At 66.9% G+C, this 13,980-nt stretch carries 11 protein-coding genes; 4 read left to right on the top strand and 7 right to left on the bottom strand.

Annotated features, from left to right (window positions below):
* Window positions 1-26 precede the first annotated feature (26 nt).
* From ABZ720_RS10400 to ABZ720_RS10385, 4 genes are all read right to left on the bottom strand, one after another.
* Window positions 27-980, bottom strand: coding sequence for an ABC transporter permease (locus ABZ720_RS10400; RefSeq protein WP_366555451.1), 954 nt, complete (start codon window positions 978-980; stop codon window positions 27-29).
* Window positions 977-1,921 carry an ABC transporter permease gene (locus tag ABZ720_RS10395; protein ID WP_366555450.1) on the bottom strand — a complete coding sequence of 315 codons (945 nt, stop codon included), beginning with the start codon at window positions 1,919-1,921 and terminating at the stop codon, window positions 977-979. Before ABZ720_RS10395 ends, ABZ720_RS10400 begins: the two co-directional genes overlap by 4 nt.
* Before the next feature lie 35 nt (window positions 1,922-1,956).
* Entirely contained in the window at window positions 1,957-3,651 is a 1,695-nt protein-coding gene (locus ABZ720_RS10390) for a peptide ABC transporter substrate-binding protein (protein WP_366555449.1), read from the bottom strand.
* Window positions 3,652-3,712: 61 nt separating this feature from the next.
* Window positions 3,713-4,558 (bottom strand): aldo/keto reductase, encoded by an 846-nt coding sequence (locus ABZ720_RS10385; protein WP_366555448.1) that lies wholly within the window; start codon window positions 4,556-4,558, stop codon window positions 3,713-3,715.
* A gap of 295 nt (window positions 4,559-4,853) precedes the next feature.
* Between ABZ720_RS10385 and thrC the strand changes: the two genes are divergently transcribed.
* The 3 genes from thrC to ABZ720_RS10370 are packed head-to-tail and all read left to right on the top strand — an operon-like array spanning window position 4,854 to window position 8,166.
* Window positions 4,854-6,263 (top strand): threonine synthase, encoded by a 1,410-nt coding sequence (gene thrC / locus ABZ720_RS10380; RefSeq protein ID WP_366555447.1) that lies wholly within the window; start codon window positions 4,854-4,856, stop codon window positions 6,261-6,263.
* Window positions 6,260-7,546, top strand: a complete 1,287-nt coding sequence (locus ABZ720_RS10375) for a M16 family metallopeptidase (RefSeq protein ID WP_366555446.1) — start codon at window positions 6,260-6,262, stop codon at window positions 7,544-7,546. Before thrC ends, ABZ720_RS10375 begins: the two co-directional genes overlap by 4 nt.
* 11 nt (window positions 7,547-7,557) lie before the next feature.
* Entirely contained in the window at window positions 7,558-8,166 is a 609-nt protein-coding gene (locus tag ABZ720_RS10370; protein WP_366555445.1) for a GNAT family N-acetyltransferase, read from the top strand.
* A gap of 30 nt (window positions 8,167-8,196) precedes the next feature.
* Here the strand turns inward: ABZ720_RS10370 and ABZ720_RS10365 are convergent, their stop codons facing one another.
* The 3 genes from ABZ720_RS10365 to ABZ720_RS10355 are packed head-to-tail and all read right to left on the bottom strand — an operon-like array spanning window position 8,197 to window position 12,194.
* Window positions 8,197-9,171: a TRAP transporter substrate-binding protein gene (locus tag ABZ720_RS10365; protein ID WP_366555444.1), complete on the bottom strand. Its 975-nt coding sequence runs from the start codon at window positions 9,169-9,171 to the stop codon at window positions 8,197-8,199.
* 40 nt (window positions 9,172-9,211) lie between these two features.
* A complete protein-coding gene (locus tag ABZ720_RS10360) occupies window positions 9,212-11,071 on the bottom strand; it encodes a TRAP transporter large permease (RefSeq protein WP_366555443.1) in 1,860 nt (619 codons plus the stop codon).
* Entirely contained in the window at window positions 11,046-12,194 is a 1,149-nt protein-coding gene (locus ABZ720_RS10355; protein ID WP_366555442.1) for a CaiB/BaiF CoA transferase family protein, read from the bottom strand. The genes ABZ720_RS10360 and ABZ720_RS10355 overlap by 26 nt, the downstream gene beginning before the upstream one ends.
* A gap of 545 nt (window positions 12,195-12,739) precedes the next feature.
* Between ABZ720_RS10355 and ABZ720_RS10350 the strand changes: the two genes are divergently transcribed.
* Entirely contained in the window at window positions 12,740-13,756 is a 1,017-nt protein-coding gene (locus ABZ720_RS10350) for an AAA family ATPase (RefSeq protein ID WP_366555441.1), read from the top strand.
* Window positions 13,757-13,980 lie beyond the last annotated feature (224 nt).

Here is a 13,980-nt window from a genome sequence, read left to right as displayed (position 1 = left end):
CATGAAAGCCTCACTCCCGGGCCGCCTCACCGCTGCGTGATGGAGGCCCGGGGATCGAAGGCATCCTGCAAAGCATCGCCGAGGAAATTGAAGGCGATCACCGTCACGAAGATCAGCAGCCCCGGCAGCACCGCCAGGCGGGGCGCGGCCCAGAGGGTTTCCTGGGCACCGCTCAGCATGTTGCCCCAACTGGGCAGTGGTGGCTGGATGCCCAGTCCGAGGAAGGACAGCACCGATTCCAGCAGGATCACGTTGCCGATGGACAGTGTGGTCGCCACCAGGATCGGCGAGACGGCGTTCGGCAGCAGGTGGCGCAGCATGATGCGCCAGGGCCCGGCGCCGAGGGCTTCGGCCGCGCGCACGAACTCGCGGCGCTTCAGGCTCATCACCGCACCGCGCACGAGGCGCGCCACCGTCGTCCAGCCGAAGAGGCTGATCAGGATGACGATCTGCCAGAAGCTCGCCATCTCCGAACGGGCGGCGGATTCCGGCAGTCCCAGCTTGGTGAAGTCGACGGCGGCCAGCACGATCAGCAGCGGCAGCAGGGGCAGGGCGATGACCGTGTCGGCCAGGCGCATCAGCAGGGCATCGAGGCGGCCGCCGAAGTAGCCGGCCAGGAGGCCCAACAGGCTGCCGATTACCATGGCGGCCAGGGCGGCGGCCAGCCCGACGGCAAGCGAGATGCGCCCGCCGTAGAGCAGACGCACCAGCAGGTCGCGACCCAGTTCGTCCTTGCCCAGCGGGTGTCCGGCCGAGGGCACCTCATAGCGGCCGAGCAGGTCGGCGCGTGTCGCATCCACCCCCAGGATCTGCTCTACCAGCGGCGCCGCCAGGGCACCGAGCGTCAGGAGCAGCAGCAGGACCAGGGAGGGCAGCGCCGCCGGATGGCGCAAGAACCGCTGCCAGGCCAGTCGCCGTGGCGAGGCCGAGGGGGCAAGCGCGGCGCGTCTCTCTGCGGCGAGACCGTGGCTGTCGCTCATCGATACTCGATCCTCGGGTCGAGCCAGGCATAGACGAGATCGGCCAATAGATTGGCCAGCAGCACCGTACCCGTGGCCAGCAGCAGACCGATGAGGGCGAGGTTGTAGTCATTGCCCATGATGGCGTCGTAAATGGTCTTGCCCATGCCGAGCCAGCCGAAGACCGTCTCGGTGATCAGCGCGCCGCTGAACAGCATGCCCAGGTCCAGCGCCAGGATGGTCACCACCGGGATCATGGCGTTGCGCAGGGCGTGGCGATAGACGACCTGGCGGTCGGAGAGGCCCTTGGCCCGGGCAGTGCGCACATAGTCCTGGCGCAGGGCTTCGCGCAGGGCGGCGCGGATGTGGCGCAGCAGGCCCGCGACGCTGGCAACCGAGAGCGCCACGACCGGCAGGATCATGTGGCGCAGGCGCTCCGCCAAGCTGCCGTCCCCCATGCCGCCGGCCGGTAGCCAGCCGAGGTACACGGCAAAAAGCAGGATCAGCAGGATGGCCAGCCAGAAGGGCGGCAGCGAGGCGCCGGCGAAGGCGCCGAGATTGACGCTGACATCCAGGAGGCTGCCGGGCCGCCGCGCAGCCGCGACGCCCAGAGGGAGCGCAACGATCAGTGCCAGCAGCAGGGCGGCGCCCATCAGCAACAGGGTGTTGCCCAGGCGCGGCAACAGAATTGTCTCCACCGGGCGGTTGAAGAGGCGCGAGTAGCCCAGGTCGCCCGACAGGACGGAGGTCAGCCAGGCCCAGTAGCGGGCGAGCAGCGGTTGGTCCAGGCCGTAGACGGCGCGCAGGCGCTCGGCGTCGGCCGCGCTCATGTTGGGATCGCCGGAGATCATGATGTCGATCGGGTCGCCCGGCATCAGCCCGATCAGCAGATAGACCAGGAAGGACATGAGCGCGAGCACCAGCAGGGATTCGAGCAGGCGCTGCAGCAGGAAGCGGCTCATGGGATCTCGATCTTTGCGGCCGGCGCCATCACAGCTCAGTCACGGCGATGCCACTCCTCGACCCAGTTGCTGGAGGCGAGCATATGCCCGGTCGGGTGCAGTCCGGCCAGCCAGTCCGGCACGATGAAGGGCTGGGCCCGCCAGAAGAGCGGCAGGGCGGGCAGCTCCTCGGCGTAGATGGCCTGCAGCTCGTGCCACAGCTCCAGCCGGGCTTCCGGGTCGAGTTCCACCTCGATGCGGTCGATCAGTTCGTCCACCCGTGGGTCACTGAAGCCGGGGTAGTTCTGTCCGGTCCAGCCATTGTCGGCCGCGGGGATCTCTTCGGAATGCAGCGTGGTGCGGGGCACGTTTTCGGGCGAGGAAAGCCAGGCGAAGAGCGCCATGGCGCCGTAGTTGCGGCGGTCCAGGGTCTGGCCGAAGAAGACCCGCGGCGTCTCGTTGCGAATGCGCGCGTCGATCCCCACCTCGCGCCACTGGCTTTGGAGCACCTGCTGCAGCAGCTCGCGGGTGCGGTTGCCGGCGGTGGTCATGAAATCGAGCCGCAGCGCCTCGCCCTCGGCATTGTGCCGCACGCCGTCGCGCAGCTCCGACCAGCCGGCCTCGTCGAGCAATGCCCCGGCACGCTCCGGGTCGTAGGCGTAGTGCTGGATGTCTTCAGTGTGGACACGGTCCAGGGGCGAGACGCTGCTGTGGGCGACCGGATTGTGACCGCCGAACAGCCGCTCGGAGACTGCCTCCCGGTCGACGGCATAGAGCAGGGCCTGTCGCACCGAGCGATCGGCCAGGATCGGATTGTCGAGCAGCAGGTCGATGTGCTCGTAGAAGAGGCCGGGCACGTATTCCACCTGGTAGTTCCCGCCCAGTCGCGGCTCCAGCGCCATGGCCTGGTCCACCTCCAGCCCCAGTTCGCCGGCGATCATGTCGATCGAGCCGGAGAGCAGGTTGGCCTCCAGGGCGGCGCTGTTCTCGATGGCGCGTACGGTGATGCGATCGAAGGCCGGCGGCTGTCCGTACCAGGTTTCGTTCAGTTCCAGGGAGATCTCGGCGCCCGGCGTGATGTCGGTGATGCGGTAGGGGCCCCAGGAAAGCGCAGGATTGGTGGGATCGGCATCGAAGGCGGTGCGGTTGCGATAGGCGTCGGGAGCGGCCTCGAATATCGGTCGCTCGATGTGGGCCGGCAGCAGACGGAAGTCGGCAAAGACGTTGTACTGAAACGTCACGCGGTCGGTCAGGAAGGTGAAGCGCTTTTCGTCATGCACGCGCACCTCCAGCAGCCGGCGATAGAGCTCTGCGTTGGAGATGCCGGAGCCCGAGTGGCGCCCCACCTCCCAGGTGAAGACCACGTCCTCGGTGGTCACCGGGGTGCCGTCGCCCCAAGTCGCCTCGGGATGCAGCTCCAACGTGATGGCCAATCCCTCGCCGCCGTCGGGCAGGGCCTCACGCTCGACCAGGCCGTTCTCCAGGGTCGGCAGCTCGGTGCAGAGCATGCAGCTCGGTTCCCAGTCGTGATCGAAGTGACTGAGCGGGCGGTTGGTCATGGCGAGCACGTAGTACTTCGCGGCCATGGCATCGATGTTGGGGTGCAGCGTGCCGGGAAACTGGGTGATGCCGATGGTCAGTTCCCCGTCGCCGCCGGCCGCGGCTGCTCTATCCGATTGCAACACCGCGCCGGCGAAACTCGCCACCCCGACTATGGCTGCGACAAGAATGCCTCGGCTGACATCGCCCATATCCCTCATCCCCCGCTTGCTGTTCGTGAAACGTCGGTGAACTCCGTCCTGTCTCTTGTGCCTAGAGGATGTCCAGCGGCTGCGGGCCGTCGGGCGGTGGAAAGCCCTGGTCCAGCTCCTCGAGATCCTCTTGCGTCAACTCCTCCGACAAGGCCGCAATGTTCTCCTCCAGGTGGCCCAGATCGCTGGCCTTTGGGATGGGAAGCACCCCCTCCTGACGCAGCAGCCAGGCAAGGGCGATCTGGGCCGCCGTCGCCTCGTGGCGCTGTGCGATGCGCTTCAGGGGGCGTTGGCGCAGCAGCCGCCCCTGTTCGATGGGTGAATAGGCCATCACCGGCACGCCGCGCGCCTGGCACCAGGGCAGCAGGTCGGCCTCGATGCCGCGGCGCGAGAGATTATAGAGCAGCTGATTGGTGGCCAGGCCCTCGCTGCCCGGAAGCGCGTCGAGCTCCTGGCAGTCCTCCATGTCGAGATTGCTCACGCCCCAGGCGCGGATCTTGCCCTCTGCCTGCAACGCCGCGAAGGCCTCCAGCGTTTCCTCCAGCGGCCAGCTGCCGCGCCAGTGCAGCAGGTAGAGATCGAGCCGATCCGTGCCCATGCGGCGCAGGCTCGCTTCGCAGGCGCGCCGGGTGCCCTCGCGGCTGGCGTTGTGCGGCAGCACCTTGGTGACCAGGAACACCGAGTCCCGTCGGCCGGTAATGGCTTCGCCCACCACCTCTTCGGCGCCGCCGGAGCCATACATCTCCGCGGTGTCGACGAGCGTCAGGCCGCGGTCCAGTCCGGCTTGCAGCGCCCGGACCTCGCGGGCGCGCTCCTGCGAGCGTTCGCCCATGCCCCAGGTGCCAAGGCCGAGTTTCGGAACGCTGGTGCCATCGGGAAAGGTGATACTGGGACTGTCTGCTGTCATGGAAAGTGACCCTCCTGCTTGCCTCCCCGGTCCTGGCCCGGTCCTGAAGCGCTGCCTGGGGCGCGCCGCCGATTCCTGCAAAGGTGAGGGGCCAGCGGGCCAGGATCAATCCCAATGGCGTGTCACCGCTGCCTTGTTCGTCCGCGGAGGCAGGACTAGAGTGCCGCCTTATGGAGCCTGTCTGGCCGGGTTTCGGCCCTTGCCGGCGGGATGAGACAGGATACAACGGAGTTCGATGTTCCCTTCAGGTCAAGCGGGCCGGGCGGATCACGCTCCCGGCACGGATAAATCAAGCATGCGTTATATCTCCACCCGCGGCCAGGCGCCGGCGTTGGGTTTCGACGAGGTGTTGTTGGCCGGTCTGGCGCGCGATGGCGGCCTCTATCTGCCGGAAAGCTGGCCCGCGTTGACGCCGGACCGCCTGCGCAGCCTTGCCGGACTGTCCTATCCGCAGCTTGCCGCGGAAGTGATGCGCCCTTTCGTGGCGGGTTCCGCGGTCGAGGATCGCTTCGACCAGTTGGTGGCCGAGGCTTACGCCGGCTTTGAGCACAGCGCGGTGACCCCGCTGCGTCAGCTGGACGCCAATGAATGGCTGCTGGAACTGTTCCACGGGCCCACGCTGGCCTTCAAGGACGTGGCCATGCAGTTCCTGGGCCGCATTTTCGATGCGGTGCTGGAAGCCCGGGATGAGCGGGTGACCATTCTGGGCGCCACGTCGGGCGATACCGGCGCGGCGGCCGTAGAGGCCTTTGCCGGGCGCAGCCGCGTCGATCTCTTCATGCTGCACCCCGAGGGCCGTGTCTCCGAGGTACAGCGCCGGCAGATGACCACGGTGCAGGCCGACAACGTCCACAATCTGGCGGTCCGCGGCACCTTCGACGACTGCCAGGATCTGGTGAAGGCCTGCTTCAACGACCATGGTTTCCGCGACGGTCTGCACCTCTCGGCGGTCAACTCGATCAACTGGGCCCGGGTCATGGCCCAGATCGTCTACTACGTGGCCTCGGCGGTGGCTTTGGGCGCGCCGGAGCGGCGGGTAGCCTTTGCCGTGCCCACGGGCAACTTCGGCAATGTCTTCGCCGGTCACGCCGCGCGCTGCATGGGGCTGCCGATGGAGCGGCTGGTGGTCGCCTCCAACAGCAACGACATCCTGGCCCGCTTCTTCGAGCGCGGAGAAATGGCGATTGAAACCGTGGTGCCGACGCTCTCGCCCTCGATGGACATCCAGGTGTCGAGCAACTTCGAGCGGCTGCTGTTCGAGCTGCTGGACGGGCAGGGGGCTGCGGTGGCCGAAACCTTGACCACTTTCCGGCGCGAGGGGCGTTTCGCCCTGCCGGATTCGGTCATGGAGCAGGTGCGCGCCGGCTTTGATGGCTACAGGCTCGACGACGCGGGGACCGTGGCGGAGATCGCGCGCTGCTATGCGGCCTGTGGCGCGGTGCTCGATCCGCACAGCGCTGTCGGTCTGGCGGCCGCGCGGGAGAGACGGGGCGATCCGGCGGTGCCGATGATCACCCTGGCCACTGCCCATCCAGCCAAGTTCCCCGATGCCGTGGAGCGCGCCATCGGCCAGCGGCCGGCCCTGCCGCCGCGCTTGGCGGACCTGCATGAGCGTCCGGAGTGCCTGACGGTCGTGCCCGCCGACGAGGCGCAGCTCAAGGCCTTCATCGGCGCGCGCGCACGCGTGCAGACGGAGGCGGCATGACGGTGGAGGTTACGCGGCTCGCCAATGGGCTGACGGTCGCCAGCGACAGCATGGCGGAAGCCCAGTCTGTGTCGCTGGGCGTGTGGATCGGCGTCGGCACCCGGCACGAGACGCCGCAGACCAACGGTGTGGCGCACCTGCTGGAGCACATGCTCTTCAAGGGCACCCCCAGCCGCTCGGCGCAGGACATCGCCGAGCAGATTGAGGCGGTGGGTGGTCACCTCAACGCCTATACGGGCCGCGAGATCACCGCCTATCATGCCAAGGTGCTGACCGAAGACCTGCCGCTGGGCCTGGAGCTCATCGCCGACATTCTGCAGAACTCTCTCTTTGAGGACGCGGAGCTGGAGCGCGAGCGCCAGGTGGTGTTGCAGGAGATCGGGCAGGCGGCCGATACGCCCGACGACATCATTTTCGACCACTTTCAGGAAACCGCCTTCCCGGATCAAGGCGTCGGGCGACCGGTGCTCGGCCGGCCGGACATCGTGGCTCGGCTGGACCGCGAGGCCGTGCGCGGTTTCCAGCAGGCCAACTACGGCGGAGACTGCATCGTGCTCGCAGCAGCCGGCGCGGTGGAGCATGCGCGCCTGGTCGACCTGGCGGAGCGCCACTTCTCCGGCCTGCAGCGCGAGAGTCGCGCGGCGATCGACCAGCCGCATTACCGCGGCGGTGACTACCGCGAGGCCCGTGAGCTGGAGCAGGTGCATCTGATCCTTGGCTTCGACGGCATCGGCTTTCGCGATTCCGACTATCACGCCTGTGCCGCCTTCTCGACCGCCTTCGGCGGCGGCATGTCCTCGCGCCTCTTCCAGGAGCTGCGCGAGCGCCGCGGGCTGGTCTACTCTGTCTTCTCCTTCGCCGCGGCACAGGTGGACAGCGGAATCTTCGGTGTCTATGCCGGCACCGGCGAGCGTGAGGCGCGCGAGCTTCTGCCCGTGCTCTGCGACGAGTGGCAGCGGGTGGCGGAAGAGGGGCTGAGCGACGCCGAACTGGCGCGCGCCAAGGCCCAGCTGCGCGCGAGCATCGCCATGGGGCGGGAGCGCAACGAGAACCGCGTCGAGCATCTGGCCAATCAAATTCTCGTGCATGGCCGTCCGCTTTCGGCCGAGGAGATCCTTGCCAAGGTGGAGGCCGTGGACCAGGCGGATATTTCCCGGGTTGCCCGACGCCTGCTTGCCAGCCGTCCGACCTTGGTTGCCCTCGGGCCGCTCAGCGGGGTCGAGTCCTTCGAGCAGGTCTGTGAGCGCTTCGCGGCGCCACAGGCGGCTCGGGCCGCTGTCTGAGAGGTCATGTGGTGCTGCGCCCGCTACTCCTGGGTGGGGCAGCCGGACCGGTCCTGACGCACAAGCGCGTGCTGCTACGCCCGCCCCAGGCCCGCGACTACGACGCCTGGGCGATCCTGCGCGAGCGCAGCCGTGCCTTCCTCGAACCCTGGGAGCCCACCTGGCCGGCGGATGCCTTGAGCCGCCGCGCCTGGCGCTGGCGCCTGCGCCACTACGAGCGGGACCAGCGCGAGGGCTGGGGCTACACGCTGTTCATTTTCCGGCGCGACGATCGGGAACTGCTCGGCGGCATCACCCTGGGGAATCTCCGTCGCGGCGTGGCCCAGACCGGCAGCCTGGGCTACTGGATGGGCGAGCCTTATGCGGGCCAGGGCTATATGAGCGAGGCGCTGTTCGCTCTGCTGGATTTCGCCTTCGGTCCGCTGGGGCTGCATCGGGCCGAGGCGGCCTGCCTGCCGCACAATGCGGCCAGCCGCGCGTTGCTGATGAAGCTCGGCTTTCGCGAGGAGGGCATGGCGCGCGGCTATCTGCGCATCGCCGGGCGCTGGCAAGACCATGTGCTCTACGGCCTGATCGCCGAAGATTTTGCTGCCAGGCGCCGTCGCTTGCTCGAGACTTGACGGAGCGGGTGCCGCGCAGTCCAACCCCAGTCACTCGGTGGCGACGATGGCCTCGATGCGCTCCATGCCGCCCACTTCCGGCGCGTAGCTCTCCCAGAAGGGCTGGATGGCCTGCTGCCAGGCGGCACGGTCCACCGGCACCACCTGGGCGCCTTCGCTCTCGGCCAGGGCCATGGAGCTGGCGTGATCCTCAGCCATCAGCGCATTGAAATGGTCCGCCGCCTCGGCGCCGATTTCCACGAAGGCCTCCTGCTGCTCCGGGGTCAGGCTCTGGTAGAAGTCTTCCGCCAGGAAGAGAATGCCGAGCGCCCAGATGTGGCCGGTTTCCACCACATAGGGCACCACCTCGTGCAGGCGGAAGCCGACAGTGGCGGACTTGGTAAGGTCCATCATGTCGACAACGCCGGTCTGCAAGGCGTTGTAAACTTCGGGAATGGGAATCGGCGTCGGGTTGGCGTCCAGGCTCTCCCAGAGCTGGGTGTGCAGCGGGCTCTGAATCACCCGGATGCTCTGCCCGGCCACGTCCTCGGGGCTGTCCAGCGGCTCCTTGGCCAGGAGGTGGCGGGCGCCGTAGTTCACATAGCCCAGCACACGGAAGCCCTGTTCGCGATAGAGTTCGCGGAACTCATCGCCGATGGGGCCCTTCATGACCTGATCCACATGCTCGGCGTCGCGGAACACGAAGGGCATGTCGAAGACCTGCCCCTCGGGAACCCAGGCGCTCATGTTAGCAAGCGTGGACAGGCTGCCGTGGATGGAGCCGAGGCGGGCCCCTTCCGCCACCTCGCGCTCACCGCCCAGGGAGGAGTCGGTGGCGATGCGCAGATCGAAGGCGCCCGGAAGCCGCTCCTCCAGCCGCTCCTCGATGTAGGTCCAGACCAGCGTCTCCGGTTTGTCCGGTCCCAACAGCGAGGCAATGGTGACCGGACGCTGGGCCTCGGCGGTGCCGGCCGCAGCAACCAAGAGGCCGGCCAGCAGCAAGGCTGGCAGCTGGTGCAAGCGCATGAAAAACTCCTTGTTCCCCAATTCCCTATTTCGCCCAAGCCTAACGAATAAGCTCCAGCAGGCCAATGGACACCGCCGGGACATAGGTCACGATGGCGAGCCCGATCAGCAATGCGGCCAACAGCGGCAGCAGGGCGCGGAACACCTTGTGCACCGGCGTTTCCGTGACGGTGGCTGCGATGAAGGCCAGCATGCCCACCGGCGGGGTCAGACCGCCGAGCATCAGGTTGACGACGATCACCAGGCCGAAGTGGATCGGATCGATTCCCACTGCCACGGCCACCGGCAGGAGCAGCGGTGCCAGGATCAAAATCGCGGCTCCGATGTCCAGGATCATGCCGAACAGAAGCAGCAGCAGGTTGGCGAGCAGCAGGATCAACCAGGGATTCTCGGTGAGGCCGGTCAGGCTGCGCACCAGATCCTGCGGCACCTGCTCGGCGGCCAGGATGAAGGCGAAGGGTGCGGCGGCGCCGATCAGCAGGCCGATCAGCGCGCTTTCCTGGGCCGAGCGCTCCAGACTGTCCCAGAGGCCACGCAGGCCGTAGGCGCGGTAGATGAAGAGGCCGAGCAGCAGGGCATAGGTAACGGCCAGCACGCCCGCCTCGGTCGGTGTCACCGCGCCGATCCGGATGCCGCCGATGATCACCACCGCGAGGAAGAGCACCGGGGCGGCGTGAAGCCCGTGGCGCAGCCGGGTGGCGCCGTCGGCTCGCGCCCCGGCCGGGGCCTGTCCCTGCCGCCGGGCCAGAAGGTGGACGGCGAGCATCAGGCAGAGTGCAAGCAGAAGTCCCGGACCGATGCCGGCAAGCCAGAGCGCGCCCACGGAAAGGTTGCCCGCAGCCGCCAGGATTAACAGCGCCACCGAGGGCGGCACGATGTTGGGCAGCACCCCGGAGGCGGCCGTGATGGCGCAGGCCAGGGGCGGCGAGTAGCCGTGGCGAATCATCTGCGGGGCCAGCAGCTTGGCGCTGAGCGAGGCTTCCGAATAGGAGGAGCCCGAGATGCCGCCGTAGAGCAGGCTGGAGACCACGCTCACCTGCCCATGGCCGCCGCGCAGATGCCCCACCAGGCTGAAGGCGAAGTCCATCAGGCGGCGGGTGAGGCCCCCGGCGTTCATCAGCGTGCCGGCCGTCAGGAAGAGCGGCACGGCAAGCAGCAGGAACTTGCCAGCGCCGTTGACCAGGTTCTGCACCAGCGCCGGCGGCGGCAGCAACGGCAGGGCGACGCCGGAAAGGAACACCCCGAACAGCAGCGCGAAGGCCACCGGCACACCCAGGAGCAGGGTGGCGAGAAAGCCCAGGCCCATGACCAGGCTGACCGAGGCTGCCGGCAGGCTCACCGCTTCGACGTGATGCAGCAGCAGATAGAGCAGCGCGCCCAGCAGCAGGCTGAGCGGTCCCTGCCAGCGGGCGATGCCCCGCTCGAAGCCGGCCAGCGCGATGCAGAGCAGGCTGGCGAGACAGCTCAGCGGGATGAAGAGGAACTTGAGCCAGACCGGCAGCAGCAGCGCCGGACTGGTGCCGCCGATACGCTGCATCAGCTCCAGGCCCGCAATCAGCAGCATGAGGGTGACGTAGGCAACGATCCCGTCGATCAGAATGGCGAGCGCCGGTTGCCACGCCGGCGGCAAGCGGTCGCGCAGCAGGGTGAGTGCGATGTGCTGGCGCGCCCTGAGCGCCAGCGGCAATCCCAGAAAGATTATGTAGATGAACAGCCAGATTGCTGCTTCCTGCGCCCAGACCAGGGAGGTGCCCAGGAGGTAGCGCCCGGTGACATTGGCCAGCAGGATGAGGATGAGCCCCGACAGGCAGAGCGTCGCCAGGGCGGCGATGCTCCGGTCCAGGCCGTGGAGCAGCCGGCCCGCGGTGCCGCCCTCAGCTACCGTGCTGCTGGCCGTCACCGGCAAACTCCGCACGGACCGCTTCGTCATGCTCGCCCAAGGCCGGCACGGCCCCGAGGCGGTCTTCCTCCATGCCCGGAACCACTGGAGGCGGCGCCAGGAGTTGCACGTCACCGCCGCTGGTGGCGACCTGCACGTAGCGGTTTTGCGGGTGGGCGGCGAGGTCGGGCAGGGTGGAGAGGCGGCCATAGGCGATGCGCGCGCCCTCCAGCCGCGCGATCACCTCGGGCCGGGACAGCGTGGCGAAGACAGCATCGATCTCGGCGTTGAGTGCCGGGCGGTTGGTGACCCGATCGGGACCGCTGGCAAAGCGCGGATCGCCGGCCAGCTCCGGCCGGCTGAGCACCTGTTCGCAGAAGGCCAGCCATTCGCGCTCGTTCTGGATCGAGAGCAGGATTCCCTGCGCGTCTCCGCAGCGATAGAGGCCGTAGGGGGCAATCGTGGGATGGTTCAGGCCCGGTCGCTCGGGAATGATGCCGCCGTAGACGTGCTGCAGGTAGGGCACGTTCATCCAATCGGCCATGGCGTGGAACAGCGAGACCTGAATGCCGCGCCCCTGGCCACTGCGTTCGCGGGCGAAGAGGGCCTGAAGCACCGCTTGGTGGGCGTACATGCCGCAGGCAATGTCGCAGACCGAAACCGCGACCCGCCCCGGCTCGGCCGGTGAGCCGGTCAACTCGGCCAGGCCCGACTCCGCCTGCACCAGGAGATCGTAGGCCTTGAGATGCGCCAGCGGTCCACTATCGCCGTAGCCGGAGATGTCGCAGGTGATGAGCCGCGGATGGGCGTTGCGCAGCGCGGCGCTGCCCAGGCCCAGGCGGGTGGTGGCGCCCGGGGCCAGGTTCTGGATGAAGACGTCGGCGCGCGCGATCAGCTTGCGGACGAGAGCGAGGTCGTCCGCTTGCTTGAGGTCGACCCGGCAGGATTCCTTGCCCCGGTTCAGCCAGACGAAGTAGGCGCTCTCGCCCCTGACATGGCGATCATAGCGCCGGGCGAAATCCCCCTCGGGTCGCTCCAGCTTGATGACCCGGGCGCCCGCGTCGGCCAGGCGCGAGGAGCAGTAGGGGGCGGCGACGGCCTGTTCCAGGGCAACGACGAGCAGGCCTTCGAGATCGCGCGGCATGGTTTTCCCTTCTTGCCAGGTCCGGCCCAGACTGGTTCCCCAGGCACGGGCGGCGTAGCTTCCTTTAGACAGGCTGTTCTGACAACCACGCGACCCGCCATTTGCCGCCGATTACCGCACAAATTGAGCGGATATTTTCTTTAATATCAATCAGATAGATCGCCACGCCGCGATTGGCCTGCAGAGAGGGTTCTCACATGCCCAGCCAGGTGGGAAGTCCTACCGGTGTAACCGCCGATATCACCCACGGCCCGCTTTGTTCTTGCTTGGGCATGACCGGATTGGGCCGCTACTGGAATGCCTTTGGCTGAAGCTGCCATTCCACGGATGATTTCCCGTTTGGTCGAACTCGTTTCCGGCGAGCTTCTCGGAGACGGCTGTTCCGGCAGATCAACCGTCTGACAGCCGACCAACTATCGAACGGACATACCGCTCCCCGGGGCAGAAATGCGTTTTCCGGTTGGCATAGTACCTGAATCCGTGCCAAAACCAACATATACGGTGCGAATCTTTGTAGTGCTGTTGTTCGTAGGGCACGGAACTAAATGGCGCGCAGCGACCTCATGATCAATCTCGTCAAGGCCAGCGTCCGCGGTGACGTTGCCGATGCGCGCGCTGTCGCCGAAGCCATCGCCGCGGACGAGCGGTCGAAGAAACATTCCGGCGTCGCAGAGCGCATAGCGCGCGTCCTTGATACACCGCAACCAACGCAGCGGAACGGACAGGCGCCGGGCATCCGGGTTCGCGACGGCTCGGGCGGCATTCAACGCACCGAGCCCCGGCGCCCTCTGTCAGCTCTATATCTTGACGAGGCTATCCGCAAAGCTTGTGACGAGCTGATCGAAGAGCAGCGCAGGGCCGATGTCCTGCGGGTGCACGGTCTGGAGCCCCGCCATCGGTTGCTTCTGGCCGGCCCCCCTGGGAACGGGAAAACCTCGCTTGCGGAAGCGATAGCTTACGAGTTGGCCTTGCCGCTCTTCACGGTTCGCTATGACGCGGTCGTGACAAGCTATCTCGGCGAAACGGCGCAACGCCTACGCCGGCTGTTCGATTTCGCCCGGACGGAACCCTGCGTCCTCTTTTTCGATGAGTTCGACGCCATCGGCAAGGAACGGGGCGATATCCACGAGACCGGCGAGATCAAGCGGGTCATCACGACGCTCCTGCTTCAGATCGATGACCTGCCTCCTTATTGCGTACTGGTCGGGGCAACGAATCACCCCGAATTGTTGGATCGCGCCACCTGGCGTCGATTTGAACTGCGGCTGAACCTCGATGCTCCATCCGTCAAGGAAATGATCAAGTATTTCGATGACCAACTCGATACGCTGAACGGTCAGCCGGGATATACCGCCAAACGCTTATGCGAGTCGGTCAATCCTGTCAGCTTTTCAGAGGCGGAGGCTTTTTTTCTTGATGTGAGGCGGAGAATAGCTTTGTCTCAGGGCGCTCGTGAACTCCGATATATATTAGATGATCGCGTCAAAGCTTTCCGTGCACGTTCCGGCATGCGGGAGACAGGGGGCATAGATGGTGGAACGACCGATCCTCCAGTTTCCTGATCCGGTGAATGCTACTCGTCCTACAGGAAGTCCACGTGTCCCCCCGAGACCATCGGGACCCGGGCGGGCCCGGCAGGGCGAGCGCTTTCAGGCTACTTTCGACAGACTCAGCGCGACGCTTGCCGGCGACGACCCGCTGGTCGCGCTTCGTCAGGACCCTGCCGGCATTGCGCCGGAGCGCGCGCTCGTTTTCGTGACGGCTGGCAGTGTTTCAAATTTCGCCA

The organism is Aquibaculum sediminis, from assembly GCF_040712085.1.
In the GTDB taxonomy this organism is placed as follows: domain Bacteria; phylum Pseudomonadota; class Alphaproteobacteria; order Kiloniellales; family DSM-21159; genus Aquibaculum; species Aquibaculum sediminis.
The sequence above is the reverse complement of the archived record's forward strand: the minus strand, read 5'-3'. Positions and strand labels throughout refer to the sequence as shown.

Bases quoted from the DNA above. Each gene is read 5' to 3' on its own strand.
- ABZ720_RS10375 (WP_366555446.1), top strand. From the start codon at position 6,260: ATGACGGTGGAGGTTACGCGGCTCGCCAATGGGCTGACGGTCGCCAGC.
- ABZ720_RS10395 (WP_366555450.1), bottom strand. From the start codon at position 1,921: ATGAGCCGCTTCCTGCTGCAGCGCCTGCTCGAATCCCTGCTGGTGCTC.
- ABZ720_RS10355 (WP_366555442.1), bottom strand. From the start codon at position 12,194: ATGCCGCGCGATCTCGAAGGCCTGCTCGTCGTTGCCCTGGAACAGGCC.
- ABZ720_RS10390 (WP_366555449.1), bottom strand. From the start codon at position 3,651: ATGGGCGATGTCAGCCGAGGCATTCTTGTCGCAGCCATAGTCGGGGTG.
- ABZ720_RS10350 (WP_366555441.1), top strand. From the start codon at position 12,740: ATGGCGCGCAGCGACCTCATGATCAATCTCGTCAAGGCCAGCGTCCGC.
- thrC (WP_366555447.1), top strand. From the start codon at position 4,854: ATGCGTTATATCTCCACCCGCGGCCAGGCGCCGGCGTTGGGTTTCGAC.
- ABZ720_RS10385 (WP_366555448.1), bottom strand. From the start codon at position 4,558: ATGACAGCAGACAGTCCCAGTATCACCTTTCCCGATGGCACCAGCGTT.
- ABZ720_RS10400 (WP_366555451.1), bottom strand. From the start codon at position 980: ATGAGCGACAGCCACGGTCTCGCCGCAGAGAGACGCGCCGCGCTTGCC.
- ABZ720_RS10365 (WP_366555444.1), bottom strand. From the start codon at position 9,171: ATGCGCTTGCACCAGCTGCCAGCCTTGCTGCTGGCCGGCCTCTTGGTT.